Here is a 26,154-nt window from a genome sequence, read left to right on the forward strand (position 1 = left end):
GGCGGGCCGCCACCACGCGGTCCACCGGCTTCTTGTTATGCACCGCGAATCCCGGGCCGGAGTGCTGCATATGAGGCGGGTTGTCGTCACGGGCCTTGGCATGGTCTCGCCGCTTGGCTGCGGCGTCGAGCAGACCTGGAACCGGATCCTCAACGGCGAGAGCGGGGCGCGGCAGATCGAGACCTTTGACGTCTCCGATCTGACCAGCCGAATCGCCTGCGTGGTGCCACGCGGCGACGGCACCGACGGCACCTTCAATCCCGACCAGTGGATGGAGCCGAAGGACCAGCGCAAGGTCGACGATTTCATCATCTATGCGATGTGCGCGGCGCGTCAGGCGCTCGACGATGCTAACTGGCATCCTGCTACCGAAGAACAGCGTTGCGCGACCGGCACCATGATCGGCTCCGGTATCGGCGGGCTGTCCGGCATTGCCGATGGCGCGGTGCTGCTCAAGGAACGCGGGCCGCGGCGGCTGTCGCCGTTTTTCATTCCCGGACGGCTGATCAATCTGGCCTCCGGCTACGTCTCGATCGAGCACGGCCTGAAAGGCCCGAATCACGCGGTGGTCACCGCCTGTTCGACCGGCGCGCACGCGATCGGCGACGCTTCGCGCTTGATCATGCTCGGCGATGCCGACGTCATGGTGGCGGGCGGCTCCGAGGCGCCGATCAGCCGGCTGGCGATGGCCGGCTTCTGCGCGATGCGCGCGCTATCGACCAATTTCAACGACACCCCGCACAAGGCCTCGCGGCCCTACGACCGCGATCGCGACGGTTTTGTGATGGGCGAGGGCGCCGGCATCGTGGTGCTCGAGGAATACGAACACGCCAAGGCCCGCGGCGCGCGGATCTACGCCGAGATCGTCGGCTACGGCATGTCGGGAGACGCCTATCATATCAGCGCGCCGACCCCGGACGGCGACGGCGCCTATCGCTGCATGAGTGCTGCGTTGAAACGCGCCGGGCTGTCGCCCTCCGATCTCGACTACATCAACGCCCACGGCACCTCGACGCCGCTCGGCGACGAGATCGAACTCGCCGCGGCGCAGCGGCTGCTCGGCAACGCCGCGTCCACCGCGTCGATGTCCTCGACGAAATCCTCGATCGGCCATCTGCTCGGCGCCGCAGGTGCGGTGGAAACGATCTTCTGCATCCTGGCGATTCGCGACAACGTCGCGCCGCCGACCATCAATCTCGACCATCCGTCGGTGGAAACCGCGATCGACCTGGTGCCGCTGAAGGCCCGGCCGCGCGCCATCAACGTCGCGCTGTCGAACTCGTTCGGGTTCGGTGGCACCAACGCCTCGGTGATCGTCCAGCGTGTAACCAATTAGCGCTGAATGGTGCTATGGGTCCTCCGTTTCGCCGCAATCGCTGAACCCTATGGGGGCGGTGGTTCGCGCAATGCCGATTGCGGAGCCCGCCACTGCCTCGGGGGCACTTTCCGAAGCTCAGCTACGATCGTCGTTTTCGCCGGCCCCGATTGAACGACAGGAATCAGGTTGCACCGATGAGTGAAAGGCCGCCGATTTCGCCAAAGAGCCCGCGTGCCGCGCTGGAGCCTGAGCAGGTGCCGCCGCCGCCGAAGCGGTCCGACCGCGCCCGCAATCCGCTGGTGGTGATCGGCAATGCGATCATCACCGTGGTGCTGGTGGTGATGATCGGCACCGGCGGCATCTACGTCTACGGCAAGCAGAAGATCGAAGCTCCCGGTCCCTTGCAGGACGACAAGATCGTCAACATTCCGCAGCGCGCCGGGATGGGCGACATCGGCGACATTCTGCAGCGCGAAGGCGTGATCGATAATAATCGTTGGGCCTTCATCGGCAGCGTGTTCGCGCTGAAGGCGCGCGCCGATCTGAAGCCCGGCGAATACTCGTTTCAGAAGAACGCCAGCCTGCGCGACGTGATCGCCACCATCGTCGAAGGCAAGGTGGTGCAGCACGCGGTGACGATCCCCGAAGGTTTGACCTCGGAACAGATCCTGGCGCGGCTGACGGAGAACGACATCTTCTCCGGCAATGTGCGGGAGATGCCGCGCGAGGGCACCTTGCTGCCGGAGACCTACAAATTCCCGCGCGGCACCACCCGCGAATCGGTGATCGTGCGGATGCAGCAGGCGCAGAAGCGGGTGCTCGCCGAGATCTGGGAGCGCCGCAATCCCGACGTGCCGGTGAAGACCCCGGAGCAATTGGTGACGCTGGCCTCCATCGTCGAGAAGGAGACCGGCAAGGCCGACGAGCGCAGCCGGGTCGCCGCGGTCTACGTCAATCGGCTGCGCCAGAAGATGAAGCTGCAGTCCGATCCGACCATCATCTACGGCCTGGTCGGCGGCAAGGGCACGCTGGGCCGCCCGATCAAGCGCAGCGAGATCATCCAGCCGTCGCCCTACAACACCTATGTGGTCGAGGGCCTGCCGCCGGGGCCGATCGCCAATCCGGGCCGCGCCTCGCTGGAAGCCGCCGCCAATCCGGCGCGCACCCGCGATCTGTTCTTCGTCGCCGACGGCAGCGGCGGACACAGCTTCACCGAGACCTACGATCAGCACCAGAAGAACGTCGCCAGGCTGCGCACCCTGGAACGCCAGATCCAGAACGACACCGTCGAGCCGCCGGACGACGCCGCGCCGGCGGCGTCGCCGGCCGCGCCGGATGCCAACGCCGCGGTGCCGGCCACCGCTGCGCCGTCGAAATCGCAGAAACGGACGCGTGCCGCCGCGCCGGCGCGGCAAGGTGCTGCGCAGCCGGCGGCGCCGACCGCGCCGGCCAGCCAAGAATAGCGGCGAACAGCCGGCGAAAGCGGTCCCCCTTTGGCGCCGGACGCGCTAAGTTCCGCGCACCTTGTTTTTCGAATCTGAATCCCTGAAATCCGTGGAGATCTTTTGGCGATGTCGTTGTCGAGTATGACCGGGTTTGCCCGCAGCCATGGAAACAGTGGTCCCTATGCGTTCGAATGGGAATTGAAGTCGGTCAACGCCAAGGGCTTCGATTTCCGGATGCGGCTGCCGCCCGGCTGGGACGACATCGAGCAGATCGTGCGCAAGCGCGCCGCCGAACTGCTGTCGCGCGGCACCGTGTACGCCAATCTCACCGTGAAGCGCGCCAACGCGCTGTCCACGATTCGCATCAATCAGGACGTGCTGAACTCGGTGCTGAAGGTCGCCGGCGAATTGACCGGCCGGATCGACGCGGTGGCGCCGAGCGTCGACGGTCTGTTGGCGATCAAGGGCGTGATCGAAGTGGTCGAGCCGGAGAGCGACGAGGCCGAGGACAAGGCCGCGCGGACCGCGGTGGAGGCCGCTTTCGCGCAAGCGCTCGACAGCCTGGTCGAGATGCGCAAGCGCGAAGGCGACACGCTCGGCGAGATTTTGTTGCAGCGGATGGACGAAATCGAGCGCCTGGCGAAGCAGGCCGAGCAGGCGCCAGGGCGTAAACCGGAGGCGATCCGGGCGCGGCTCGCCGAGCAGATCGCGGCGCTGCTCGAGGCGTCGGATCGCTTTGATTCTGATCGGCTCAATCAGGAAGCGATCATGATCGCCACCAAGGCCGACATCCGCGAAGAGCTCGATCGCATCGCCTCGCACATCGCGCAGGCCCGCGACATGATCAAGAAGGGTGGCGCGGTCGGACGAAGGCTGGATTTCCTGGCGCAGGAGTTCAACCGCGAGGTCAACACCTGCTGCTCGAAATCCAACGATCTGGAATTGACCAACACCGGGCTTGCGATGAAGAACGTGGTCGAGCAGTTCCGCGAACAGGTTCAGAATCTGGAGTGAGCATGACGGCCCCTGGTCACGGCTTGGAAAGCCTCGAACGACGCGGATTGATGTTCGTGCTGTCGTCGCCGTCGGGCGCCGGCAAGACGACGTTGTCGCGGCTGTTGATCGAGCGCGTCGCCGGATTGAAGATGTCGGTGTCGGCGACCACGCGGACCAAACGTCCGGGCGAGGAGGACGGCCGCGACTACTACTTCGTCGATCACGCGCGCTTCCAGGCGATGACCGAAAACGCTGAATTGCTGGAATGGGCCAACGTGTTCGACAATTGCTACGGCACGCCGCGCGCGCCGGTCGAGGCGGCGTTGGCGGTCGGGCAGGACGTGCTGTTCGACATCGATTGGCAGGGCACCCAGCAACTGCGCGAGAAGGCCCGAGATGACGTCGTCAGCGTGTTCATCCTGCCGCCGTCGGCGGCGGATCTGGAAAAGCGACTGCACACCCGGGCGCAGGATTCCGACGAGGTGATCCGCGGCCGGATGAGCCGCGCCAGCCACGAGCTCAGTCACTTCGCCGAATACGATTACATCGTCGTCAATCACGACATCGACGAGGCCTTCGCCGAAGTGCACTCGATCCTGAAGGCGGAACGCTTGAAGCGCGAACGCCGCACCGGCCTGACGGCCTTCGTGCGCGATCTGCAGAAGCAGCTGGAGCGGTAGCTGTCATTCCGGGGCTCGAGCGGCGTAAGCCGCGAGAGAACCCGGAATCCAGTATTCCAGGGCAGTGAGTACTGGATTCCGGGTTCGCTCGGCCTGCGGCCTCGCGCCCCGGAATGACAGCCTCGTTTACGCTGGAGCGCGTCCGTCAGCCGACGCAGATGCGATCCCCCAAGGCGTCTCGCTTCGACGTCAGCTCGGTCGCGACGCCTTCGCCAGGAGTTGCGCGATCGCGGCGTCGCTCGGCGCCGACTTGCCGCGGTCGCGCGCGATGCGCAGCCAGTTCATCGGCGGCGGCTCGTCTTCCAACTCATCGGCTGTCGCGTGCGCGGCATGGACGGGGGCCGCCGGCTCGATCCACGGCGCTTCGGAGGGCGGCTCGGGGATTGCAACGTCATAGATCGCGTCGTGATACAGCGCCTCGTCGCGGCGGATGATCGGCCGCGGCGCGCCGAACCGCATCACCAGATGCGCGATCAGTCCGGCCAATCCCAGCGCGGCGGCGAGTCCCGCGATCAGCAGCCAGAGCGATTTGTCGGCGGCGGCCGGCGCCGGCGCGGCGGCCGTGGGCGCGTGGGTCGCGGGCTCGGTCGTAGCGGCGGCGGTCTCGCCGCTCGTAGCGGTCGCGTCGCTCTGCGCGGCCTGGCGCTCCAGCCAGCGATTGGCGAAGGCGACGCGCTGGCTTTGCAGATCGGGTGATGCGGCGGCGGCCACCGCGCCGGCCGCGGCGAAGGGCTCGGCCGGCTGCGGCGGAGGCGCGACGTTGCCGCGGTTGCTGTCGGTCAATTCGCGGGTCGGCAGATATTCGGCGCGGGCGTCGGACAAGTCGCGTGGCGCCGGTGTCGACGACGGAGCAGGCGCCGGCGTTTCGGCGGCGGCGGGTTCCGGCGTCGCCGCGTCGGCGACCGCGGTGGGCGGCGCGGCGCTCTTGGCTCTCGTGTACCAGCACTGCCGCTTGGTCTCGCGCTCCAGCCGGTAGTACCAATGCGAGCCCTTCGGCGCGGCGCCGTTCGGCGCGGTCAGGCAGTCCGCGGCCTGCAATGAACCGAGCGGCAGCATCGCGGCGCCGCTGCCGAGCATCCATGCGGCGACCGCCGCGGAAGACAATGTCCGGTTGCGCTGTCGCATGCGCGTTCCCCTTGTTACTCAACGATGCGGTGTTGGCCGGAGTTTTTCGGCCGGTAACTTTTCGTTGAGAAATGGGGTGGCAATGCGCCGTAATTCTGAACAGCTGTGGGCAATATTCAGGCCCGCACCGACAGCCGGGCGAGCCTTATCTTCAGAGCTTATGATGGCGGCTTAGTTGGTCAGCACGATGCGGCCGACGACGTGGCCGGCGCGCAATTCGTCGATCCATGTCTGCACCTCGGCCATCGGCTGTTCCTGCATCGGCGTCGGCGCGATGTTGCCGGCGCGCGCCAGCTCCAGCAATTCCTTGGCTTCGGTCAGCGTCCCGGTCATGAAGCCTTCGATGGTCATCCGCTTGTAGATCCAGTTCACCATCGGCATCGTAAAGCTGCCGCCCATCAGTCCGGACACCACGATCTTGCCGCCGCGCGCCACCACGCTGGTCGCAAAGCCCATCGATCTGTCGTTGCCGGCGAAATCGACGATGGCGTCGAAGCCGCCGGTCTCTTTCATGATGCGCTTGATTAGATCGGGCTCGGTGGGATCGTAGGCGGTGGCGGCGCCGTTCTTCAGTGCGGTTTCCCGCGCCGCCGGATTGATGTCGGCCACGCTGATGTCCTGCTTGAACATCGACTTCGCCAGCGACAATCCCATCATGCCGACGCCGCCCAGCCCGATCAGCAACAGGTTGCGCTGCCGCTTGCGATCGACGAGGCGCTTCAGCGCGCCGTAGGCGGTGGCGCCCGAGCACATCAGCGTCGCCGCCTGGTTGATCGGCAACGGATCGTAGTCGAGCAGATATTTGGCGTCCGGCACCAGCACGTGGGTGGAGAACCCGCCATCGATCGCAACGCCGAGAAAGCGGTTGCGCGTGCAGAGATTTTCGTCGTCGTTGAGGCAGTCGCGGCACTGGCCGCAGCCGATCCAGGGAAACACCGCCTTGTTGCGGCCGATCAGTTCGGCCGGGGCGTCGGGGCCGACCTCTTCGACCACGCCGGCGATCTCGTGGCCGAGCGTAAAGGGCAGCGTCATGCCCTTGGTGGTGTCGAGCCGCTTGCCGGAGCCGAGATCGGCGTAGCCGTCCTGGATATGCAGATCGGAATGGCACAGCCCGCAGCGCTCGATCCGGACCAACACTTCGCGGCCCTGCGGCTGCGGCGTGGGCACGATGGTCTCGCACAGCGGTGCGTCGAACTTGACGAGCGATTGCCGACGCATCAGCGCCATGGTGGTGTTCTCCCTAGACCGATTTTATCGCTCGTATATCGGTCAATTCCCTGGCCATGGCAACAAAGCCCGAGACCGCAATGGTCTCGGCGCGCCGGGTCGGATCGACGCCGGCGGCGGCCGCGAGCCGGGCCGGATCGACGCCGAGCGGCTTCAGGCTTTGCCGCAGCATCTTGCGGCGCTGGCCGAACGCGGCGGCTGCGACCTGCTCCAGCATCCGGCGATCGCAGGGCTCGGGGGTTTCGCGCGGCACCAGGCGCACCACGGAGGAGGTGACCTTGGGCTGCGGCACGAAGGCGGCGGGCGAGATGTCGAACAACAGTTTGGTCTCGGCGCGCCAATTGGCCAGCACGGCGAGCCGGCCATAGGCCTCGTCGTCTTCGCGCGCCACGATGCGTTCGGCGACCTCGCGCTGAAACATCAGCACCATGGTGTCGTACCAGGGCGGCCACGGCTCGATGCTGAGCCAGCCGATCAACAACGGGGTCGCGATGTTGTAGGGCAGGTTGGCGACGATTTTCGCGCGCGCGCCGCCGAGCAGCGGGCGAGGATCGTAGATCGTGGCATCCGCGCAGACGATTTCGAGGCGTCCGGGATAATGCGCGGCGATTTCCTGCAGCGCGCCGAGCGCGCGTTCGTCGCGCTCGATCGCGATCACCTTGGCGGCGCCGAGCGCCAACAGGGCGCGGGTCAATCCGCCGGGGCCGGGACCGATCTCGATCACGGTGGCGCCGTCCAGCGGTCCCGCGGCCCGCGCGATCCGGGTCAGCAAGTTCAGATCGAGCAGGAAATTCTGGCCGAGCGATTTGCGCGCTGACAAATCGTGGCGCTTGATCACATCGCGTAGCGGCGGCAGATCGTCGATGCCGCTCATGCCGGCGTCGTCGGCGTGGCCATCCGCGCCGCCAGCCGCAGCGCTTCGATCAGGCTGGACGGATCGGCGCGGCCGCTGCCGGCGATGTCGAAGGCGGTGCCGTGATCCGGCGAGGTGCGCACGAACGGCAACCCCAGCGTGACGTTGACGGCGCGATCGAACGCCAGCGTCTTCACCGGGATCAGCGCCTGGTCGTGATACATGCACAGCGCGCAGTCGTAGGTCTTGCGTGCCGCTTCATGGAACATGGTGTCGGCGGGGAGCGGGCCGCGGGCGTCGATGCCGTCGCGGCGCAGGATCTCGACCGCGGGCGCAATGATGCTCTGGTCCTCGCGGCCGAGGCCGCCGTCTTCGCCGGCGTGCGGGTTGAGTCCGGAGACCGCCAGCCGCGGCGCGGCGATCCGCATGTGGCGCCGCAAGGCGCTCGCGACGATCCGCGCCGTCGACACGATCAGTCCGGTGGTGAGCTGCGCGATGGCGTCGCGCAGCGGCAGGTGGATCGTCACCGGCACCACGGCGAGCGCCTCCGACCACAGCATCATCACCGGTTGCGGTGGCGCGCCTTCGCCCCGCGCCAGTTCGGCGAGAAATTCGGTATGGCCGGGATGTTTGAAGCCGGCCTGGTACAACACGCTCTTGGCGATCGGATTGGTCACCACCGCCGCGGCGCGTCCGGCGATCACGTCCTGCACCGCCTGGCGGATCGCGCCGATCGCCGCAGCCGCGCTGCTGCCGTCCGGCCGACCGGGCATGGCGGTGACGGGGTGGCCGGTTCCGACCACCGGCAGGGCATCGGCAAATGTCGCGGCGGCCTGATCGGGCCGCACTTCTGCGAACGGCACGTTGAGGCCGAGCGTGGCGGCGCGGGCCTGTAGAAACGCCCGATCACCGAGCAGATAGAAGGCCGGGATCGGCGACGTGCCGCGCCCGAGCCAGGCCGCGAGCGCTACGTCCGGACCGATGCCGGCCGGCTCGCCGAGGGTGAGCGCCAGCGGCTTGTTCGACACGGCGGTCATCCGACGCTCGTCATAACCGGCCGCGCCCCGTCATGCCAACGCCGGCTGCGCGACACTAGCGGTACTCGATCATCGCCGCCTTGCGGACGTCGCGCAGATAGGATTTCGATTTGGCTTCGAACTTGTCGGCGAACATCTTGTCGCGAATCTCGCGCTTCTTTGGCGTATCCGCGGTGGTCGGCTTGCGGGAACACAGCGCCACCATCTCGACGCCTTGCTTGGTGACTTCGGGCGCGGTCAGATGCCCGATCGGCGTCTTGTCCAGCACCTCGCGAAGCACCCCCGGGATGTCGGCGGAGGTCTTGGTGACGGTGTCGCGAATCGCGGCGTTCTGCATCGATTTGAACAGGTCGTCGGCCTCGGCGCAGCTCTGCACCCTGCTGCGCAACGCCTCGGCCTCCTTCATGCGCAACTCCCGCGCGGAGGGGGCGGCGTTGCGCGGCACGATCAGCACGATCGGCCGCATTTGATATTCGAAGCTCTCGCCCGACGACTTGTCGTCGCCGCCGAGCGCCGCCCGAACTTCCTTCTCGCCGACCAGCAGGCTGTCCTTGAACCGGCCGCGAACCAGGCTGGTCCACACCATTTCGGCGCGCATCCGCTGCTTCAGCGTCTCCGGTCGGATGCCTTGGCCCTCGAGCGATTTGGTCAATTGTTCGGCCGACATCCGCATCCGAGACCCCATGCCGGCAAACGAGCCGTCGATGTCTGCGACGCTGGGGTCGATGCCGAACTTCTTGCCTTCCCGGATCTTCACCTTCTCGTTGATCAGTTCGTCGATCACTTGCTGCCGGCTCGGGCTCTTGTGCGTCGACAGCGCCATCAGCTTGGAGCGCTGCTCGATATCGTAATTGGTGATCGGCTCGCCATTGACCATCACCGCGACGGATTGCGCGTGCAGGTCCGGGCCGAGACAGATCGCCAGCATCGCGACGGCACAGCAAAGCGCCACGCGGATCAGACGGAGGGGAGGGGTTGCGGTCATGTCAGGTCTGCCATGGGGCGGATCGAGATCCATATTTCTCCAAACACGAGGCCGGACTCACGGGGGAGATGCGGCGTCGATGTTATTGGCCGATCAGGCCGTTCGAGGCACCGGACACGCTCTGCGCGAGCGCGAAGGTGCCGATCGTTCGCAACCCGATCTGAAACATGACGGAGTGGCTAAGTGTGGGCGCAACCAGCGCACTGTTCGAATAAGAATAGGCGGTCACATAATTGAGCGCCATCACGAAGCAGTCGTCCACATAGCCGGCGCCGATGATGTATTGATCGATCTTGTTGGCTTCGAGATCCCAGCGTGCGCCGCCGGTCACCACCCAGTTCGAGGCGAGCTTGATCGAGCCGGTTCCCAGGATGCCCTCACGGCGGTCCAGCAGGCCCAGATCCGGCTGCGCGGCATAGTTTCCGTAGATCATCGACACCGACCAGCGATTGAAGCTGGCGCTGCCCTCGGCTTCGAAGCGCTGCACGCTGGCCGTGGCCTCGTCGAACCGCGCACGCGTGGTGAATTTGAAGGTGCTGTTCGGCGAATAGGAGGCCCGCGCCACATAATCCGAGCGCGGCTTATCCAGTCCGGAATCCAGTCCGGTATTGATCAGGTCGGCGACGGCGTAGGAGTTCATGCCGAACAGCTGATAGGACTGACCGAACAGCACGTTGACCGAGCCGCCCTTGTCGAATTGGGTGGTGGCCTGCACGCCGACATTGGCGCGGCCGCCGCCCTCGACGCGGTCGTAGCCGGAGAACTTGTCGACGCTGAACAGGTTGTCGGCGCCGAACACCATGCTCTGGGCGTCTTCGTTGGGCAGCTTGCCGGCGTAGGTTTCGTTCGGGCGAACGATGATCTGCGCGATCGGCTCCACCGTGGTGGTGCCCCACGGCTGCACGTTGATGAAGGGATAGCGATATTCCAGACCCACCGTCGGCATCACCCGCAGCGCCTGGGTGTCGCTGGTGTAATTGGACACGCCGGGCTGGTTGGAGATCGAGGCGTCGATGGCGTCGGCGCGCAGCGAGGCGAACGGCGTCCAGATCTGGCCGTAGGGATCGGTATAGGAGCGCCGCCACTGCGCCTCGGCGCTGAACCGGGTGTAGGTGCCGGGGATGCCGCGCAGCAGGCAGTTGTTCCTGAGGTTCGCTAATTTGTCGGCGGACATCTGCGCGATCGAGCTGGTGCTGCACAGGTCCTGTTGACTTGCCGCGCTCGTCAGCGCGTCAAAATCGGCGCTCTGTCGGTTGATGCTGGTCAGGTTAGTCTTGTAGCTGACTTCGCCGCCGAGGATCGGCCGGTTGAAGACGTTGGCATAGTCGATGACCGGCAGCACCACCGGGATCTGGCTCTGCACGTCATAGCCGGTGAAGCCCTGGAAGTAGAACGCCCGCGCGTCGAAATAGCTGCGGTTGCCGACACCGGTCAGATAGAGGTCCGAGGTCGCCTCGTTGGACTGGCTGAGGAAGGTGCCCAGCGTGTCCTTGTACTGCGCCAGCCGGTAATCGACGAAGAAGGTCTTGTCGGACATCAGGACGCCGTCCCAACCCCAGACCCATTTGTCGTTCAGCGCGAACTGGCCCTTGGTGTCGATGGCGCCGCGGAACTCGCGTTGCGCGGTGGTGGCCAGATTCGAATTGTCCGGATCGAGCTGGTTGATGCCATAGGCGCGAATTTGATAGGCGCCGTCCAGCAGACGCTGGCGGAATTCGCCCTGCATCAACACGCCCTGGGTGGTGGTGTAGCGCGGCGAGATGGTGAAGTCGTAATCCGGCGCCAGCGCCCAGTAGAACGGCACTTCGAAGCCCGAGCCGAACGCCGTGCTCGAGAGATAGATCGGCATCAGAAAGCCGGTCTTGCGCTGGACGGTGGGGTCCGGCGTCGAGAAATACGGCAGATAGGCCAACGGGACGCCGAAGAATTCGAGCTGGGCGTTCTCGAAATACAGCATCTTCTCGTTTTGATCGTGGATGATGCGGGCGCCCTTGACCTGCCACAGCGGCGGCTTCTTGGGATTGTCCCGGCACGGCGCGCAGGCGGTGTAGACGCCGTTCTGGAACACGTTATAGGCGCCTTCGGTGCGCTCCGCCCGCGACGCCGCGATGCGGGTCTGGTTGGCGGTGTCGACCCGCAGCGAATCGACGAAACCGTCGCGGTAGTCGTCGCTCAGATCCAACTGGTTGGCGTAGGTGATCTTGCCGTCCGCATCGGTCATGCGGACGTTGCCCTCGGCCTGCAGCCGCTTGGTCTTCTGGTCGTAGACGACCCGGTCGGCCTCGACGGTGGTGCCGCCATAGAACATCTGCACGTTGCCGACCGCCGACACCCGCGAGTTGTTGTAATCGTAATCGACCTCGGTGGCCTGAACCAGCATCTGCCCGCTATCGGGCGCAGGCGGCGCTTTCGGACGAACCGGCGGCTGATTGAAGGTGAAACTCTGGGCAGCCACGGGCGTTGCCGCGGGGACACCAAGCGCCGCCGCCAACACCACCGCGCCGAGCGCGCTCAGAACGGAAGACGTGACAAAGCGAGACATGACAAAGCGAGACGCGCCAAAACGGCCGCGCCGCGAAATCAAATGCCTCTCCGGAAGGGCGGCGACCACTATCCGTCCTCCTGGTGCAGCAAGGCTAAAAAACCAGCGAGACTTCCCACACACACAGGGAGCCACGCGGCAGCAAGCGGATGCATTAACTCGGCCTTGCTCAAATCTTCGGTTACTTTCGACAGGATATAGAGCAGAAAGCCTGCGCCCACGCCACTCAAAACCATCTTTTGAACACCGCCAAAACGGAAGAATCGCAAGCTAACAGAAGCGGCTAGCATAACCATAGCAGCAAGCAGAAAGGGCCGTGCCAGAAGCTTATGAAACTGTAATCGGTAACCGGCCGTGGCAAATCCAGAGCTTTCCGACGAGCGGATATAACCCGGGAGTTGCCAAAATGACACAGTCTCGGGGGTGGAAAAGCTGTTGCGGACCTGCGCGAGGGTCAGGGTGGTCGGCAGCAGAAAAACGTCCTGGTCGACCGGCGGGCCGTCGAGGGTGTAGCGGCGCAGGTTCTTGAACCGCCAGAACCCCGGCTCCAGCGTCGCTTCGCGGGCCTCGATTCGCTCGCTGAACGAGAAGTCCGGCTCGAACCGGAACACGCTCAGCCCGGTCAGCAGCGCGCCTTGCTGCTGGCTGCGGGCGGCGTTGATGATGGCCTGTCCCTCGGTGGTGACCTGGTTGATCCAGAAACCGCTGGCGTCCTGCAGGCTGCCGGAGGAATCCCCGAACATCTCGGCCTCCATCTGCTTGGCACGCTCCTGCATGTTGGCCGACATCGGATTGAACACCACGGTGGCGAACACGCCGAGCGCCAGGGCGCTCCACAGCGCCGGCGCCATGAATTGCCAAGCCGAGATTCCGGCGGCGCGGGCCACCACAAGCTCGAGTCGCCGCGACAACGCAAGGTAACAGGTCATCGCGCCGATCAGGATGCAGAACGGCATCAGCCGCTCGAGCAGCTGCGGCACCCGATAGACCGAGGTCTGCACGATCAGCAGCGCCGAAATCGACGGCCGTCCGCCGGCGCGGCGCAGCAAATCGATGTAATCGACGAACACCAGCAGCACGAACAGGCCGGCGAACACCGCCAGCGCCGCGGTGACGAAACGGCCGGCAAAGTAGCGGCTGAGCGTGTTGGCGATCATGCGCGGGGTCCGGTCATGACGGCATCGGACGCAGTCGGAGGCGGGCGATCGACGCCGACAGCGCGTTGAGGAGCTCCATCAACCGGGCCGGCGGCTCGATGACGATGTTGCGCGCGATCACCCACAGACTTCCCGCCAGCGCCGCCGCCAGCAGCAGATACTGGGCGATGGCGACCGCCGGCGTGCTGCTGGCCACGATCGAGCAGGCGAATCCGGCCAGCCGCACCACGAACACCGCCGCAATCGCGCCGGCCATGGAAAAATTCCGGCTCTGCCGCGTGGTGCGCGGCAAGCCCAGGAACGCGAAAGTCAGCGCTGCGAACACGAACGGATAGATCGGCGCCAGCACGCGGTCGTGCATCTCGGCGCGGAACTGGTTGGGCAAGCGGGCGTACAGCGCATCATCGGGCTCCGGCCACAGCAATTCCCACAGATAGCGCTCGCGGATGCCGTAGGAGACGTCGCGGGCCCGGGAAAACTTCGACATGTCGAAGGCGTAGCGGCCGAACGCCACCAGCGCGGGGTCGCGTTTGCCCGATTCGAAGCGCTGCAGCGTGCCGTCTTCGAGCACCAGGAACGAGCCGTCGTTGTTCTTCAGCACCGTGCCATGGTCGGCGATGATGCTGATCCGCTCGTTCGGATCACGGCGATCGTCGATGAACACCCCGACCAGCACGCCGCCGGGCTGCCGCTCCCGCACCCTGATCGTCAGATTGGTTTCGAGTTGCGAGAACCGGCCAGGCTGCAGGATATTGGCCAGGATGTCGGCGGTGATCTCGCTGTCCCAGCGGTTGATCCGGCGCAGCCCCTCGGGCGCGACATAGGCCGAGATGAAGCCGACCAGAATCGCCACCACCACCGAAGCAAACATGAAGGGGCGCACCAGCCGCAGCGGCGACAGCCCCGCGGCATTCATCACGATGATTTCCGAATCATTGGCCAGCCGGTTCAGGGTGTGGGCCACCGCGATCATCAGCGCGATCGGGGCGATCACCAGCACCAGAACCGGAACCGCCATGCCGGTGAGGCCGAGAAAGGTCAGGATGGTCTGACCTTGGCTCGTCATCAGGTCGATTCCGCGCAACGCTTGGGTAATCCAGATCACGCCGGTGAGGCTGGCCAGGATCACCGCAAACGACGTCAGCGTCGTGCGGAAAATGTAGCTGTCGATTGACCCCATCGCTCCGCACGATCCCCAATTCCAGTCCGGTGCTGCTGGCGCACCGCCCGAATCCCCGCCAACGAATCTCCCGTCGCCGCCAGGCTCTTCCCCATCCTGACAGGACCATTACCATCTGTCTGATCCGTCAACAAAATGGCTGTGGCATGGCGCCTTGCCCGGATGGTTAATGTTTCCCGGATGTCACCCGAAAGCCACGCTTCTCGCTGCCGGCTCCGGCTTGCCAGGTGGATATCCGAGGCAGCCGGTGTTCAAATTCGGCCAACGGCGAGGCCGCCAGTAGCTCTTGGCAGCATGGGGAATGAAGCGTCATAGTGTGCCTCATCCCGCGCCGGATCCGAAACCGACGATTCCGCGAGTCACCTCGTGCGGATCTTCGCCTGGTCCGTCGTTTTTTGCCCAAGTTTGGAGGATTGCCCATGCCCGACGTCGTCAACGTTGGCTTCGTTCCGATGGCCACGAGTGCGCGCGGCGTGCTGTTCGTATTCTGCGACGACGCGCTGAAATTCGGACCCGACACCGTCAAGGCACTCGGGACCGCCGCCAATGCGGTCAAGCGCGCCGCGGCGACCAGCCAGTTCAAGGGCAAGAGCGGGTCGACGCTGGATATCCTGGCGCCGGAGGGCCTGAAGGCTGTGCGGCTGGTGGTAATCGGGGCTGGCAAGCTCGCCGCCATCAAGGACCACGACTTTCTCAAACTCGGCGGCGTGCTGGCCGGCAAGATCGGCGGCGGCAAGGAAGCCGTCACGGTGATCGCCGAACTGCCGACCGGCGCGATGACGCCGGCGCAGGGCGCGGCGGTCGCGGCCGGGGTGCGGATGCGGGCCTACAAATTCGATCGCTACAAGACCAAGAAGAAGGACGGCGAGGACACGCCGTTGAACGCCAGCGTGGCGATCGCGGTGCGCGACGTCGCCGCGGCCAAGAAGGCGTTCGCGCCGCAGAATCACGTGGTCGATGGCGTGATCATGGCGCGCGAACTGGTCAACGAGCCGCCGAACGTGCTGTTTCCGGTGGAATTCGCCCGTCGCGCCAGCCAACTGCGCAAGCTCGGCGTCGGCGTCGAGGTGCTCGACGTGCCGGCGATGAAGCGGCTGAAGATGGGCGCGCTGCTCGGCGTGTCGCAAGGCTCGACGCAGCCCGGCCGCACCGTGATCATGCGCTGGAACGGCGGCAAGAAGGGCGAGCAGCCGGTCGCCTTCGTCGGCAAGGGCGTCTGTTTCGACACCGGCGGCATTTCGATCAAACCGTCGGGCAGCATGGAAGACATGAAGGGCGACATGGGCGGCGCCGCCTGCGTGGTCGGGCTGATGCATGCGCTGGCGGCACGCAAGGCCAAGATCAACGTGGTCGGCGCGATCGGCCTGGTCGAGAACATGCCGGACGGCAACGCGCAGCGGCCGGGCGATATCGTCACCTCGATGTCGGGTCAGACCATCGAGATCATCAACACCGACGCCGAAGGCCGCTTGGTGCTTGCCGACGTGCTCTGGTACGTGGCGAAGAAGCACAAGCCGAAATTCATGGTCGACCTCGCCACGCTGACCGGCGCGATCCTGGTCGCGCTCGGCACCGAATATGCTGGGCTGTTCTCCAACAACGATCAGTTGTCCGAACGGCTGACCGAAGCCGGGCAGGCCACCGGCGAGCGGGTGTGGCGGCTGCCGATGGGGCCGGAATACGACAAGATGATGGACTCGCAATTTGCCGACATGAAAAATGCCGGCGCCCGCCATGGCGGCTCGATCACCGCGGCGCAGTTCCTGCAGCGCTTCGTCGACGATACGCCGTGGGCGCATCTGGATATCGCCGGCACCGCGATGGGGGCGCCGAAGACCGACATCAACCAGAGCTGGGGCTCCGGCTACGGGGTGCGGCTGCTGGATCGGTTGGTTGCGGATTACTACGAGTCCAAATGACCGAAGTATTGTTCTACCATTTGCAGAACATGACGGTGGAAAAGGTGCTGCCGTCATTACTGGAAAAATCGCTGCAGCGCGGCTGGCGGGTGGTGGTGCAAGCCACCACCGAGGAGCGCGCCGACGCGCTCGATACGCATTTGTGGACCTATCGTGACGATTCGTTTCTGCCGCACGCCACCTGGCGGGTAGCCGACGCCTCGCAGCAGCCGATCGTGCTGACTGCGGACGAGGCCAACCCGAACGGCGCCAAGGTCCGGTTTCTGATCGACAATGCGGCCTTGCCGACGGACGTCGCGTTGTACGATCGGCTGGTGCTGGTGTTCAACGGCGACGACGAAGACTCGGTGGTGATGGCGCGCGCGGCCTGGACCGATAGCAAGTCGCGCGGTTTTGCGGTGATCTACCGCCAGGCCGATGGCTCAGGCGGTTGGCAAAGCCGGGAATAGCGCGCGCCGCCGATAGCGACGGCCGGCAATCGATGCTACCTTGACGCGCTGTGCTGGACTCGTCAAACGGTCACGGTCGTGCCGTAAATTGATGTTTTTACAACCGCCAAGCTGCGAAATGGGACCAACGTGACCGTGCGACAGATGATTTCTCCTCGCCATGCCGTGCTGTTGCTGTGTCTGGGCGCCCCGCTGCTCGGCGGCTGCTCGGCGACCTCGGATATGTTTTCCTCGGATCTGCTGTCGCGCGACGCCGAATGGTTTTCGCGGCCGGGCCGGGTGTTCATCAAGAACGTCTCGATCGAAACCCCGCCGCTGACGCCGGACAAGCCGGTCGCGCAGGAGGATCTGATCAGCGCCGACGGCATGTGCCCCGGCATGTCGCCGCCGGCCGATGCCAACGCCTTGACCGACGCCGGAGCCGCGGCGCCGTCCCGGATCGGCGTGGTGGCGCTGGGACACACCGAATGCGACGTCGCGCGTGGCGCCGGCTCCCCCGACAATGTCAGCCTCTCGACCAATCCGCGCGGCGATCGCGTGGCGCTGTTGACCTATTCGCGCGGTCCGCGCGCCGGCATCTACACCTTCACCGCCGGTCGGCTGACCTCGATCGAGCGCTTGCCGGAGGCGGCGGCGCAGCCGAAGGCCGCCAAGCCGAAGGCGAAGAAGCACACGGCGGGCTGAGTCGTTTCGACTCGTCCGCGCGCTTTCAGGTCGTTGCGCCTAACTAACAAATGTCTGTCATTCCGGGGCACGAGCCGCGTGAGCGGCGAGAGAACCCGGAATCTCGCAACAGGTGGCGGACTCTTGCACGCGCAGCAAGATTCCGGGTTCGCTCGTTCTGACGAACTCGCGCCCCGGAATGACGACTTTGTCGTGTGGCGAATTCAGAATGATGAAGCGGACTTGCGGTCCGAAGCCTTGGAAGCCTTGCGGGACTCATAATCACCGCCGGGAGTATGGATCCCGGACTTGCTCGTTCTACGAACTCGCAATCCGGGATGACGGCCTCGTTTTAGGTCGGCGGAATCCGAATAAACCAAGGGACGGTCTGCACCGCGCCCGGGACACGGCCCGTTCGTTCCTGCGCCTGGTTCGTAAGATGTTGTCATTCCGGGCACGAGCCGCGTGAGCGGCGAGTGAACCCGGAATCTCGCAACAGGGGGCGGACTCTTGCACGCGTAGCAAGATTCCGGGTTCGCTCGTTCTGACGAACTCGCGCCCCGGAATGGCGACTTTGTCGTGTGGCGAATTCACAATGATGAAGCGGACTTGCGGTCCGAGGTTTTGAAGGACTCATCAGTCCTCGAGCCGAACGCCGTTCACCCCTGCGCCTGGTCGTAGGACGCGCTCGCCGCCAGCCAGGTTTCTTCGGCCTTCTGCAACGCGGCTTCGGCACCGGCGCGGGCCTTGCTGAGTTGCGCCGCCTGTTTCGGATCTTTCTTGAACAGATCGGGCAGCGCCAGCGCGGTGTCGAGCTTGGCGATGATGCCGGTGATGCGCTCCATCTCGGCCTCGGCCGCGGCGATCTGTGCCTTCAACGACGGTTTCTTCTCGCCCTTGGCACGCGCGACCTTGCCGTTGCCGCGATCATTGCCGCCGTCCTGGCCGCCGCGATCGCGCGGGCTGGCGCGCATGCCGCGGCTCGACAGCACCGAGCGGCGATAATCGTCGAGGTCGCCGTCGTACGGCGTCACCTTGTGGTCGGCAACCACCCACAACTGATCGGCGCAGGCCTCGATCAGGTAGCGATCATGCGACACCATGATCACCGCGCCGGGATAATCGTTGATCGCTTCTGCCAACGCAGCGCGGCTGTCGATGTCGAGATGGTTGGTCGGCTCGTCGAGGATGATCATGTTGGGACCGAAGAAGGTGGCTAGCCCCAGCAATAGCCGCGCCTTCTCGCCGCCCGAGAGCGACTTCACGATGGTGTCGCCGGCCTTGCCGGAGAAGCCGAGCGCGCCGGTGCGGCCGCGGATCTTGGTTTCGGTGGCGTCCGGCATCAGCTTGCGGACGTGGTCGTAGGGCGAGCCGTCCTCGTTGAGTTCGTCGAGCTGATGCTGCGCGAAGTAAGCGATCGCCAATTTGTCGGCGCGGATCACCGAGCCGGAGAACGGCGCCAAGCGGTTGGCCAACAGCTTCACCAAGGTGGACTTGCCGTTGCCGTTGGAACCGAGCAGCGCGATGCGGTCTTCGGTATCGATCCGCAGCGTGACGTTCTTCAGCACCGGGTGCTTCTTGTCGTAGCCGACGGTGACGTTGTCGACGGCGATGATCGGCGGCGACAGGATCTTTTCCGGCGCCGGGAAGTGGAATTCCTTGACGTCCTGCGTCACCAGCGCCGACACCGGCTTCATCCGCTCCAGCATTTTCACGCGCGACTGCGCCTGACGAGCCTTGGAGGCAGTGGCCTTGAAGCGGTCGACGAACGACTGCAGATGCTTGCGCTGCGCCTCCTGGCGCTTGAAGTTCTTGGCGTCGAGCGCTTCCTTGTTGGCGCGGAATTCCTCATAGGCGGAATACGTGCCGCGGTAATGCACCAGCTTGCCGCGATCCAGATGCAGGATCTCGTTGACCGAGGTGTCGAGCAGATCGCGGTCATGGCTGATCACGATCACGGTGCGCGGATAGTTGGCGAGATGGTCCTCCAGCCAAAGCGTGCCTTCGAGATCGAGATAGTTGGTCGGCTCGTCGAGCAGCAACAGATCGGGCGCCGAGAACAGCGTGGCGGCGAGCGCCACCCGCATCCGCCAGCCGCCGGAGAATTCCGAACAGGAGCGCGCTTGGTCGGCGGTGGAGAAGCCGAGGCCCGAGAGGATGGCGGCGGCGCGGGCGGGGGCGGAATGGGCGTCGATGTCGACCAGCCGGGTCTGGATCTCGGCGATGCGGTGCGGATCGTGCGCGGTTTCGGCTTCGATCAGCAGCGCATCGCGTTCCAGATCGGCCTTCAGCACAACTTCGAGCAACGTCTCCGGGCCGTTCGGGGCTTCCTGGGCGAGGCTGCCGATCCGCCAGCGCGGCGGCAGCGAAATGCTGCCGGTTTCGGTCGGCAGGTCGCCGCGAATGGCGTGGAACAGGGTGGATTTGCCGGCGCCGTTGCGGCCGATGAAGCCGACCCGGGCGCCCGGCGCGATCTGCGCGGTGCCGTGATCGATCAACAGCCGTCCGGCAAGCCGGATCGAGATTTCATTGAGTGAGAGCATGGCGCGTTGTGACCGGCTCCCCGGTCAAACGCAACCCCGCATGCGGGCCAGGTCTTCCGGGGCGCTAGTCTTTGGCCTCCCGGCGTCGCATTTCGGCGACCAGGTGCGCAAGCTGGTCCGGCAGTTTGGGGGGCTCCGGTGGCATGCTTTGCTGCAGCTTTTCACCGATCGCCCGGCAGATCGAGCGGCTGGTTCGCCCGTCGAGTGGTTCGCTGTCGCTTGCAATCGGCATCGCCTGTTCCAGTGTCATGTTGTCTTCACAGTACTAAGTCCACGGCCCTGCAATGGTTTCGCTGCCCCGGGATTGCCCGCGGTTTCGGTAAAAATAGAATAAATAGCCGCCGCTTTTGGGTGGCAAGTCGGGAGAATCCTGACACGGCGGGGCTCGGTCGGGCTCGCGGCGTTAAGTTTTTCTTGCGATGGCCGAGAGACCGAGGGGTTTGGCGCGCCGGGCGGGACGCGGCGGCCGAGTGGGCGCGCCGGTGCCGCGGCTTGCCGTTCAGGAACGGCGTCGATATAAGCGCCGCAACTCTCCGAAACTCCCAATCTTCCGCATCTCAAGGACAAAACATGGCCATTGAACGCACCTTTTCGATTCTCAAGCCCGATGCCACGAAGCGCAATCTGACGGGCGCGATCAATGCGCTGATCGAGCAGGCGGGGCTTCGCATCGTCGCGCAGAAGCGCATTCGCATGACCCGCGACCAGGCCGAGACCTTCTACGCCGTGCACAAGGCGCGGCCGTTCTTCGGCGAGCTGGTCGACTTCATGGTGTCCGGCCCGGTGGTGGTGCAGGTGCTGGAAGGCGAGGGTGCCGTGCTGAAGTATCGCGACGTGATGGGCGCCACCGATCCGTCGAAGGCCGCCGACGGCACCATCCGCAAGGCGCATGCGCAGTCGATCGGCGAGAACTCGGTGCACGGCTCCGACGCCCCGGAAACCGCGGCGATCGAAATCGCGCAGTTCTTCTCCGGCAACGAAATCGTCGGCTGATCGGTTCTCAATCTCGACATCACGCCAGGCATTGATCGACACTCGCCTGGCGTGATGCTATGCCACACACCGTGAGGTCGCTGTGGACTGGGTGCTGCAAATCTTCGATTCCGTAAGTCTCGGGACGCTCGCCGGCCAGTTCCATAGCGAAATGCAGCAGCCGACGTTCTGGCTCGCAGTCGGCAAAATCATCTGGATCAACGTCCTTCTGTCCGGCGACAACGCACTGGTGATCGCGCTGGCCTGCCGGGCGCTCGATCCGCGACAGCGGCTGTGGGGCATGATCCTCGGCGCCGGCATCGCGGTGGTGCTGCGGATCATCTTCACCGGCATCGTCGCGACGCTGATGGAGCTGCCCTATCTGAAGCTGATCGGCGGTCTGATCCTGATCGTGATCGCAGCCAAACTGCTGGTTCCAGACGAAGACGACGAGAACAGCATCAAGGCCGCCTCGCATCTTTGGCGCGCGGTGCAGATCGTGGTCGTCGCCGACATCGTGATGAGTCTCGACAATGTGATCGCGGTGGCCGCGGCGGCCAATGGCAGCGTTCCGTTGCTGGTCCTTGGCCTCGCCATCAGCATCCCGCTGATCGTCGCCGGGGCGGCGCTGATCATGCTGGTGTTGAATCGGCTGCCGATCCTGGTGTGGGCCGGCGCCGCGTTGCTGGGCTGGATCGCCGGCGACATCATGGCGACCGATCCCGCGGTGCATCCCTGGTTGCAGCGGCTGCTGGATGGCCAGATCGGCATCGATCTCGATCTGACATCGCCGCTGTTCGGCGTCGCCAAGCATCTCGCCGGCTTCGAAAATCTCGGTGAATTCACGCTGTCGCTGGCAGGAGCGATTGTGGTGCTGAGCGTCGGAACGCTGTGGCGGCGCTCGAAACTGCGCGAGGTCGCGGCGGACGCCGCCCGGATCGATCCGGCCTGATCAGCGAAAAGGACCGCCGCACCGAGCCGGCTGGCTTCGCACGGAGGCTTGCGAATACCGCCGTTTCGTGTTGCAATCGCTTCACAATCGGAGTTAGGCCGTTCGACTGTGCGTTTCACCACAAGAAAACAAACAGACATCGGGAAGCCGGTTTGTGGCGCGGCACGCATGAAGCGTGGCGCGTCTTTTTCGTCGTGGGTGTTTTGCGGCAAGGTGGATCCGGCTTGCCGTCGGAAATGCTCTCAACTCGACCATAAGGATGCGCGCCGACTGATCGCAACGCCGGAATCCACTTTTGCGAGCAAGCGCGCTGGAGGAGACAGACGATGCAGAAAGGCACCGTCAAATGGTTCAACCCGACCAAGGGCTATGGGTTCATCCGGCCGACCACCGGGGACAAGGACGTGTTCGTCCATATCTCGGCGGTCGAACGCGCGGGACTTAGCACCCTCAATGAAAACCAGACCATCGAATACGAGCTGGTCGAAAATCGCGGCAAGACCTCCGCGGAAAACCTGAAGATCTCGTAACCCGCCATCGCGCAGTTGTCGTGACGACGGCCCCCGGCGCGCAGCCGGGGGTTTTTGCTAGCGGGTGGATGTCGCGATCAGGTCGATGTCGACGCCGACCGCAAAGCCCACATAGGCGTCGCTGTTCCAGGCGTTTTGTCCGACCCCAAAGGCGTTGCGCAACAGCTCGACATGGCCTTTGGCGTGGGCGGTGCCGTTCTCGACGTCGAGCGTGAACGGCAGCACCAGGTCGCGGCTGATGCCGTGCAGCGACAGCGTCCCCTGCGCCTCATAAGCGTTGCCGCCCTTGCCGACGAAACGCTTGGCCTCGAAGGTCGCGGTGGGGAAGCGGGCGACGTCGAACCAGTCTTCGCCGGGCAGTGCCTGGTCGCGCTGCTTGTCGCCGGTGTTGGCGCTGCCGAGCTCGACGAGGATCAGGGCGTGGCCGCTGTCGGGTTGGGCGGGATCGAAGTCGATCGTCGCCTGATAGCGGCTGAACTTGCCCTGAAAGTGTTCGCCGGTTTGCGTCCCGGAAAACCCGATCTGGCTTCGCGCCGGGTCGACCTTCCAGCTCGCCGCCTCGGCGGCGTCGGTGACAGCTGCGCCGAGCGCGACAACGGCCAGGATCCGCGCAGCTTTGGCAAAGCCGGTCATGTCGGCGTCCTTTCCGAATGTGCGCCGTCCGACGCGGTCTTGCCCGAGGGTTTCACGACGGGCAGCATCCGATGCAGCACATCGTCACCGACGACAAAATGATGTCGCAGCGCCGCGGCGCTGTGTAGCCCGATCAGCGCGATCAGCACGAAGGCGCCATAGGCGTGGATATTGTCGACCACGGCGGACCAGCGCGCCTTGTCGGCCAATTGCGGCAGCCATGGCAGATCTGGCCAGCTCAATACCCCGAACAGCACGGTCGGAATCCGCAGCGGCGAGACCGAGACCAGCGCCCAGCCGGTTAACGGCAGTCCGATCATCAGGAGATAGAGCAGCCAATGGCTGCCGGCCGCGGCCTTGCGTTCGAGTTGCGGCATGGTGTCGGGCAAGGCCGGCGGCCGATGCGTCAGCCGCCACAACATCCGCAGCACGGCGAGGCCGAGGACGCTGATGCCGATCGATTTGTGCAGCTGATAGAGCTGAAACTTGGTCGCCATTGCGATCGGCGCGTGCGCCATCGTCAGGCCGATGATGATCAGCGCGACGATCAGCGCTGCGATCAGCCAATGCAGGCCGATCGCAACGCCGGTATAGCGGGAGCGGGTCATCTCGCGACCGCGGTTCTCAGGTGTAAGCTCTACTTTTCAAACGCGGCGCTGATGGTGATCTCGACATCGTCGCCGATCAGCGGCACGTAGGTCTTGACGCCGAAATCGCTACGCTTGAGCGAGCCGGTGAGATCGAAGCCGACGGTGACCTTCTTGTTCAGCGGATTGACGCCGGCGCCGTGCAGCTTGGCATTGAGCGTCAGCGGTTTGGTGACGCCGTGCAGGGTGAAGTTGCCGGTCACCTTGGCCTCATTCGGGCCGGTGGGGGTGACGCTGGTGGCCTTGAAGGTGATCTGCGGGAAGGCCTTGGCGTCGAGCCATTGGTCGCTCTTCAGCTCGTCATTGAGCTTGGCGACCGGCGTATTCACCGAGATGGTCGGCACGGTGACGTCGAAGGTGCTCTTCGCCGGCGCCTTCGGATCGAGCTGCAGCGTGCCCGAGACGTCGCTGAACCGGCCGCGGAAATTGGTGAAGCCCATATGGGAGACGCCGAACTCCACCTGGGTGTGGCCGGGGTCGACGGCGTAGGTGCCGGCTTCGACCTGCGGGGCCGCGGCGGTTTGCGCCAGCGCCGGGACGGTGAAGGCCAAAGTGGCGGCCAGGACGGGCAACAGCAGAGATCGCGCCATGAAAATAGCTCCTTTTTGCAAGTTGATAGCGTTTACCGCAGGAATTTGGCCGAAAATAGAGAAAGAGTTTAGCTCGGGATGATCTATTATTTAGATCATGTCTGATGCTCTCACCCTGGATCAAATCCAGCTGCTGCTCGCCGTGGTTGATCACGGCAGCTTTTCCGGCGCTGCGCGAAAACTCAACCGCGCGCAATCGGCGGTCACCTACGGCATCCAGAAGCTGGAGGCGCAGCTTGGCGTGGCGCTGTTCGATCGCTCGAGCTATCGGCCGTCATTGACCGAAGCCGGACGCGCGCTGTTGCCGCGGGCGCGGCGCATCGTCGATGAAACCGCGGCGCTGCGCGACCAGGCGCAGGGGCTGGCCGGCGGGCTGGAAGCCGAACTGACCTTGGTGATCGACGCGATGTTTCCGATGCCGCGGCTGGTCGAGGCGCTGCGCGCCTTCACGGCGAAATTCCCGACGGTGCCGCCGCGGATTTACGTGCAGTCGATGGGGGCGGGGACGGAATTTGTGCTCAACGGCACCTGCATGATCGGCCTGCTCTCAATGGTGTTCAGCGACACGGCGGGGCTGCAGCACGTGCCGCTGCTCACCGTGCAGCTGTTGCCGGTGGTGGCGCAGGACCACCCGCTGGCGCAGCTCGACGGACCGATTCCGACCGACGTCATCCGGCGCCATCTGCAGCTGGTGCTGACCGATCGCTCGGCGCTGACCGAGGGGCGCGATTACGGCGTGCTGTCGTCGCAGACCTGGCGGGTGGCGGATCTCGGCACCAAGCACGCCATGCTGCTGGCCGGGCTCGGCTGGGGCAGTATGCCGACGCATCTGGTGGCTGATGACGTGCGCGACGGCCGCCTCAAGGTGATCCATCCCGCCGAGTTCGACGCTCGCACCGCGCATCTGGTGATGGGCGCCGCGCATCTGGCGTCGCGGCCGCTCGGGCCTGCCGCGCTATGGATGATGCGGCATTTTTTTGAAACCGCGGCCGAGGAGGCCGGCGGCGCCACGCAATGAAGCAGCCGAGGGTCGGCGGCGGTCGCGGCCGAGGTCAATGCGGCGGCGGCACGATCAGGCTGTCGTCGCAGCTCTGCAACGTCACCAGCCGGCAATAGTCGCCGTCGAGCCGGGCGGCGTCCGAGGCCACCAGCCGCAGCGCTTCCGGATAGATCTTGTGTTCGACGCTCAGCACCCGCGCGGCGAGGCTGTCGGCGTCGTCGTCGTCGCGCACCGCCACCGCTCCCTGCATCACGATCGGGCCGGCGTCGGTCTCCGGAATGACGAAATGCACCGTGGCGCCGGAAATCTTGACGCCGGCGCGCAGCGCCTGGCCGTGCGGGTCGAGCCCGGGAAACGACGGCAGCAGCGAGGGGTGGATGTTCAGCATCTTGCCGTGCCAGCGCTGCACGAAATCGGCGGTGAACAGCCGCATGAAGCCGCCGAGGCAGATCAGCTCGACGCGGGCGTCGTCGAGCACCGCCTGCAGCTTGGCCTCGAAGCCGGCGCGGTCCTTGCCGAACGGCTTGCTCTCCACCACCACGGTCGCAATCCCGCTCTGCGCGGCGATCGCCAGCCCCCCGGCAGAGGGCGTATTGGAGATCACCGCGACAATCTCGGCGGGAAAATCCGCGTCGGCCAATGCGGCGTCGATCAGCGCGGCCATGTTGGAGCCGCGCCCGGAAATCAGGATGGCGGTGCGGCGCTTCACGG

General features: G+C 65.2%; 25 protein-coding genes. 11 read left to right on the forward strand and 14 right to left on the reverse strand.

What is annotated here, in order from left to right; all coding sequences use genetic code 11:
• Nucleotides 1-70 precede the first annotated feature (70 nt).
• The 4 genes from fabF (at nucleotide 71) to gmk (ending at nucleotide 4,439) form a co-directional block, all read left to right on the forward strand.
• Nucleotides 71-1,336 (forward strand): beta-ketoacyl-ACP synthase II, encoded by a 1,266-nt coding sequence (gene fabF, locus RPC_RS11490; RefSeq protein ID WP_011472753.1) that lies wholly within the window; start codon nucleotides 71-73, stop codon nucleotides 1,334-1,336.
• A 176-nt stretch (nucleotides 1,337-1,512) separates the two neighbouring features.
• On the forward strand, nucleotides 1,513-2,781 hold the full coding sequence (gene mltG, locus RPC_RS11495; protein WP_011472754.1) for an endolytic transglycosylase MltG: 1,269 nt from the start codon (nucleotides 1,513-1,515) through the stop codon (nucleotides 2,779-2,781).
• A gap of 108 nt (nucleotides 2,782-2,889) precedes the next feature.
• The gene (locus RPC_RS11500) at nucleotides 2,890-3,777 is read left to right on the forward strand and encodes a YicC/YloC family endoribonuclease (protein ID WP_011472755.1); all 888 of its coding nucleotides are present in this window, start codon (nucleotides 2,890-2,892) and stop codon (nucleotides 3,775-3,777) included.
• A gap of 2 nt (nucleotides 3,778-3,779) precedes the next feature.
• Nucleotides 3,780-4,439 (forward strand): guanylate kinase, encoded by a 660-nt coding sequence (gene gmk, locus RPC_RS11505; RefSeq protein ID WP_011472756.1) that lies wholly within the window; start codon nucleotides 3,780-3,782, stop codon nucleotides 4,437-4,439.
• Between the two features lie 189 nt (nucleotides 4,440-4,628).
• Here the strand turns inward: gmk and RPC_RS11510 are convergent, their stop codons facing one another.
• From RPC_RS11510 to lptF, 8 genes are all read right to left on the reverse strand, one after another.
• Nucleotides 4,629-5,564 carry a hypothetical protein gene (locus RPC_RS11510; protein ID WP_011472757.1) on the reverse strand — a complete coding sequence of 312 codons (936 nt, stop codon included), beginning with the start codon at nucleotides 5,562-5,564 and terminating at the stop codon, nucleotides 4,629-4,631.
• A 171-nt stretch (nucleotides 5,565-5,735) separates the two neighbouring features.
• Nucleotides 5,736-6,791, reverse strand: coding sequence for an alcohol dehydrogenase (locus RPC_RS11515; protein WP_011472758.1), 1,056 nt, complete (start codon nucleotides 6,789-6,791; stop codon nucleotides 5,736-5,738).
• A gap of 13 nt (nucleotides 6,792-6,804) precedes the next feature.
• Nucleotides 6,805-7,665, reverse strand: a complete 861-nt coding sequence (rsmA, locus tag RPC_RS11520; RefSeq protein ID WP_011472759.1) for a 16S rRNA (adenine(1518)-N(6)/adenine(1519)-N(6))-dimethyltransferase RsmA — start codon at nucleotides 7,663-7,665, stop codon at nucleotides 6,805-6,807.
• A complete protein-coding gene (gene pdxA / locus RPC_RS11525) occupies nucleotides 7,662-8,681 on the reverse strand; it encodes a 4-hydroxythreonine-4-phosphate dehydrogenase PdxA (RefSeq protein WP_011472760.1) in 1,020 nt (339 codons plus the stop codon). The genes rsmA and pdxA overlap by 4 nt, the downstream gene beginning before the upstream one ends.
• A 55-nt stretch (nucleotides 8,682-8,736) precedes the next feature.
• Nucleotides 8,737-9,666, reverse strand: a complete 930-nt coding sequence (locus RPC_RS11530; protein WP_041801701.1) for a SurA N-terminal domain-containing protein — start codon at nucleotides 9,664-9,666, stop codon at nucleotides 8,737-8,739.
• Between the two features lie 82 nt (nucleotides 9,667-9,748).
• A complete protein-coding gene (locus RPC_RS11535) occupies nucleotides 9,749-12,208 on the reverse strand; it encodes an LPS-assembly protein LptD (protein ID WP_049766092.1) in 2,460 nt (819 codons plus the stop codon).
• A 68-nt stretch (nucleotides 12,209-12,276) separates the two neighbouring features.
• Entirely contained in the window at nucleotides 12,277-13,365 is a 1,089-nt protein-coding gene (gene lptG / locus RPC_RS11540) for an LPS export ABC transporter permease LptG (protein WP_011472763.1), read from the reverse strand.
• Nucleotides 13,366-13,378: 13 nt separating this feature from the next.
• Nucleotides 13,379-14,545 carry an LPS export ABC transporter permease LptF gene (lptF, locus tag RPC_RS11545; RefSeq protein ID WP_011472764.1) on the reverse strand — a complete coding sequence of 389 codons (1,167 nt, stop codon included), beginning with the start codon at nucleotides 14,543-14,545 and terminating at the stop codon, nucleotides 13,379-13,381.
• Between the two features lie 419 nt (nucleotides 14,546-14,964).
• On the opposite strand from lptF, the gene RPC_RS11550 reads away from it, so the two are divergent.
• From RPC_RS11550 to RPC_RS11560, 3 genes are all read left to right on the forward strand, one after another.
• On the forward strand, nucleotides 14,965-16,464 hold the full coding sequence (locus RPC_RS11550) for a leucyl aminopeptidase (protein ID WP_011472765.1): 1,500 nt from the start codon (nucleotides 14,965-14,967) through the stop codon (nucleotides 16,462-16,464).
• Entirely contained in the window at nucleotides 16,461-16,913 is a 453-nt protein-coding gene (locus tag RPC_RS11555) for a DNA polymerase III subunit chi (protein WP_011472766.1), read from the forward strand. The genes RPC_RS11550 and RPC_RS11555 overlap by 4 nt, the downstream gene beginning before the upstream one ends.
• A gap of 144 nt (nucleotides 16,914-17,057) precedes the next feature.
• On the forward strand, nucleotides 17,058-17,597 hold the full coding sequence (locus RPC_RS11560) for a hypothetical protein (protein ID WP_011472767.1): 540 nt from the start codon (nucleotides 17,058-17,060) through the stop codon (nucleotides 17,595-17,597).
• Between the two features lie 638 nt (nucleotides 17,598-18,235).
• Here the strand turns inward: RPC_RS11560 and RPC_RS11565 are convergent.
• Together RPC_RS11565 and RPC_RS11570 are read right to left on the reverse strand one after the other, a co-directional pair.
• Nucleotides 18,236-20,119 carry an ABC-F family ATP-binding cassette domain-containing protein gene (locus tag RPC_RS11565; RefSeq protein WP_011472768.1) on the reverse strand — a complete coding sequence of 628 codons (1,884 nt, stop codon included), beginning with the start codon at nucleotides 20,117-20,119 and terminating at the stop codon, nucleotides 18,236-18,238.
• Between the two features lie 64 nt (nucleotides 20,120-20,183).
• Nucleotides 20,184-20,369 carry a hypothetical protein gene (locus RPC_RS11570; RefSeq protein WP_041801703.1) on the reverse strand — a complete coding sequence of 62 codons (186 nt, stop codon included), beginning with the start codon at nucleotides 20,367-20,369 and terminating at the stop codon, nucleotides 20,184-20,186.
• 320 nt (nucleotides 20,370-20,689) lie between these two features.
• Between RPC_RS11570 and ndk the strand changes: the two genes are divergently transcribed.
• The 3 genes from ndk to RPC_RS11585 all read left to right on the forward strand — a co-directional run bounded on the left by ndk (nucleotide 20,690) and on the right by RPC_RS11585 (nucleotide 22,573).
• On the forward strand, nucleotides 20,690-21,112 hold the full coding sequence (gene ndk / locus RPC_RS11575) for a nucleoside-diphosphate kinase (protein ID WP_011472769.1): 423 nt from the start codon (nucleotides 20,690-20,692) through the stop codon (nucleotides 21,110-21,112).
• 82 nt (nucleotides 21,113-21,194) lie between these two features.
• Nucleotides 21,195-22,043, forward strand: a complete 849-nt coding sequence (locus RPC_RS11580) for a TerC family protein (RefSeq protein ID WP_011472770.1) — start codon at nucleotides 21,195-21,197, stop codon at nucleotides 22,041-22,043.
• 326 nt (nucleotides 22,044-22,369) lie between these two features.
• Entirely contained in the window at nucleotides 22,370-22,573 is a 204-nt protein-coding gene (locus RPC_RS11585) for a cold-shock protein (RefSeq protein WP_011472771.1), read from the forward strand.
• 57 nt (nucleotides 22,574-22,630) lie between these two features.
• Here the strand turns inward: RPC_RS11585 and RPC_RS11590 are convergent, their stop codons facing one another.
• From RPC_RS11590 to RPC_RS11600, 3 genes are read right to left on the reverse strand one after another with little or no spacing between them, the layout of a single operon-like run.
• Nucleotides 22,631-23,206: a YceI family protein gene (locus RPC_RS11590; RefSeq protein WP_011472772.1), complete on the reverse strand. Its 576-nt coding sequence runs from the start codon at nucleotides 23,204-23,206 to the stop codon at nucleotides 22,631-22,633.
• Nucleotides 23,203-23,814 (reverse strand): cytochrome b, encoded by a 612-nt coding sequence (locus RPC_RS11595; protein ID WP_011472773.1) that lies wholly within the window; start codon nucleotides 23,812-23,814, stop codon nucleotides 23,203-23,205. Before RPC_RS11595 ends, RPC_RS11590 begins: the two co-directional genes overlap by 4 nt.
• A gap of 29 nt (nucleotides 23,815-23,843) precedes the next feature.
• Entirely contained in the window at nucleotides 23,844-24,443 is a 600-nt protein-coding gene (locus RPC_RS11600) for a YceI family protein (RefSeq protein WP_011472774.1), read from the reverse strand.
• 97 nt (nucleotides 24,444-24,540) lie between these two features.
• Here RPC_RS11600 and RPC_RS11605 point away from each other — a divergent pair, with 97 nt between their 5' ends.
• Complete coding sequence (locus RPC_RS11605) at nucleotides 24,541-25,461, forward strand: LysR family transcriptional regulator (protein ID WP_011472775.1); 921 nt, start codon at nucleotides 24,541-24,543, stop codon at nucleotides 25,459-25,461.
• Nucleotides 25,462-25,495: 34 nt separating this feature from the next.
• On the opposite strand, the gene purN is transcribed toward RPC_RS11605, so the two are convergent.
• Complete coding sequence (purN, locus tag RPC_RS11610) at nucleotides 25,496-26,152, reverse strand: phosphoribosylglycinamide formyltransferase (protein ID WP_011472776.1); 657 nt, start codon at nucleotides 26,150-26,152, stop codon at nucleotides 25,496-25,498.
• Nucleotides 26,153-26,154: the final 2 nt, after the last annotated feature.

The sequence above is a fragment of the Rhodopseudomonas palustris BisB18 genome (assembly GCF_000013745.1).
Taxonomy (GTDB): domain Bacteria; phylum Pseudomonadota; class Alphaproteobacteria; order Rhizobiales; family Xanthobacteraceae; genus Rhodopseudomonas_A; species Rhodopseudomonas_A palustris_F.

Excerpts from the sequence above, each read along its gene's own strand:
- fabF (WP_011472753.1), top strand. The coding sequence starts at position 71 with ATGAGGCGGGTTGTCGTCACGGGCCTTGGCATGGTCTCGCCGCTTGGC.
- mltG (WP_011472754.1), top strand. The coding sequence starts at position 1,513 with ATGAGTGAAAGGCCGCCGATTTCGCCAAAGAGCCCGCGTGCCGCGCTG.
- RPC_RS11500 (WP_011472755.1), top strand. The coding sequence starts at position 2,890 with ATGTCGTTGTCGAGTATGACCGGGTTTGCCCGCAGCCATGGAAACAGT.
- gmk (WP_011472756.1), top strand. The coding sequence starts at position 3,780 with ATGACGGCCCCTGGTCACGGCTTGGAAAGCCTCGAACGACGCGGATTG.
- RPC_RS11510 (WP_011472757.1), bottom strand. The coding sequence starts at position 5,564 with ATGCGACAGCGCAACCGGACATTGTCTTCCGCGGCGGTCGCCGCATGG.
- RPC_RS11515 (WP_011472758.1), bottom strand. The coding sequence starts at position 6,791 with ATGGCGCTGATGCGTCGGCAATCGCTCGTCAAGTTCGACGCACCGCTG.
- rsmA (WP_011472759.1), bottom strand. The coding sequence starts at position 7,665 with ATGAGCGGCATCGACGATCTGCCGCCGCTACGCGATGTGATCAAGCGC.
- pdxA (WP_011472760.1), bottom strand. The coding sequence starts at position 8,681 with ATGACCGCCGTGTCGAACAAGCCGCTGGCGCTCACCCTCGGCGAGCCG.
- RPC_RS11530 (WP_041801701.1), bottom strand. The coding sequence starts at position 9,666 with ATGACCGCAACCCCTCCCCTCCGTCTGATCCGCGTGGCGCTTTGCTGT.
- RPC_RS11535 (WP_049766092.1), bottom strand. The coding sequence starts at position 12,208 with ATGTCTCGCTTTGTCACGTCTTCCGTTCTGAGCGCGCTCGGCGCGGTG.
- lptG (WP_011472763.1), bottom strand. The coding sequence starts at position 13,365 with ATGATCGCCAACACGCTCAGCCGCTACTTTGCCGGCCGTTTCGTCACC.
- lptF (WP_011472764.1), bottom strand. The coding sequence starts at position 14,545 with ATGGGGTCAATCGACAGCTACATTTTCCGCACGACGCTGACGTCGTTT.
- RPC_RS11550 (WP_011472765.1), top strand. The coding sequence starts at position 14,965 with ATGCCCGACGTCGTCAACGTTGGCTTCGTTCCGATGGCCACGAGTGCG.
- RPC_RS11555 (WP_011472766.1), top strand. The coding sequence starts at position 16,461 with ATGACCGAAGTATTGTTCTACCATTTGCAGAACATGACGGTGGAAAAG.
- RPC_RS11560 (WP_011472767.1), top strand. The coding sequence starts at position 17,058 with ATGATTTCTCCTCGCCATGCCGTGCTGTTGCTGTGTCTGGGCGCCCCG.
- RPC_RS11565 (WP_011472768.1), bottom strand. The coding sequence starts at position 20,119 with ATGCTCTCACTCAATGAAATCTCGATCCGGCTTGCCGGACGGCTGTTG.
- RPC_RS11570 (WP_041801703.1), bottom strand. The coding sequence starts at position 20,369 with ATGACACTGGAACAGGCGATGCCGATTGCAAGCGACAGCGAACCACTC.
- ndk (WP_011472769.1), top strand. The coding sequence starts at position 20,690 with ATGGCCATTGAACGCACCTTTTCGATTCTCAAGCCCGATGCCACGAAG.
- RPC_RS11585 (WP_011472771.1), top strand. The coding sequence starts at position 22,370 with ATGCAGAAAGGCACCGTCAAATGGTTCAACCCGACCAAGGGCTATGGG.
- RPC_RS11590 (WP_011472772.1), bottom strand. The coding sequence starts at position 23,206 with ATGACCGGCTTTGCCAAAGCTGCGCGGATCCTGGCCGTTGTCGCGCTC.
- RPC_RS11595 (WP_011472773.1), bottom strand. The coding sequence starts at position 23,814 with ATGACCCGCTCCCGCTATACCGGCGTTGCGATCGGCCTGCATTGGCTG.
- RPC_RS11600 (WP_011472774.1), bottom strand. The coding sequence starts at position 24,443 with ATGGCGCGATCTCTGCTGTTGCCCGTCCTGGCCGCCACTTTGGCCTTC.
- RPC_RS11605 (WP_011472775.1), top strand. The coding sequence starts at position 24,541 with ATGTCTGATGCTCTCACCCTGGATCAAATCCAGCTGCTGCTCGCCGTG.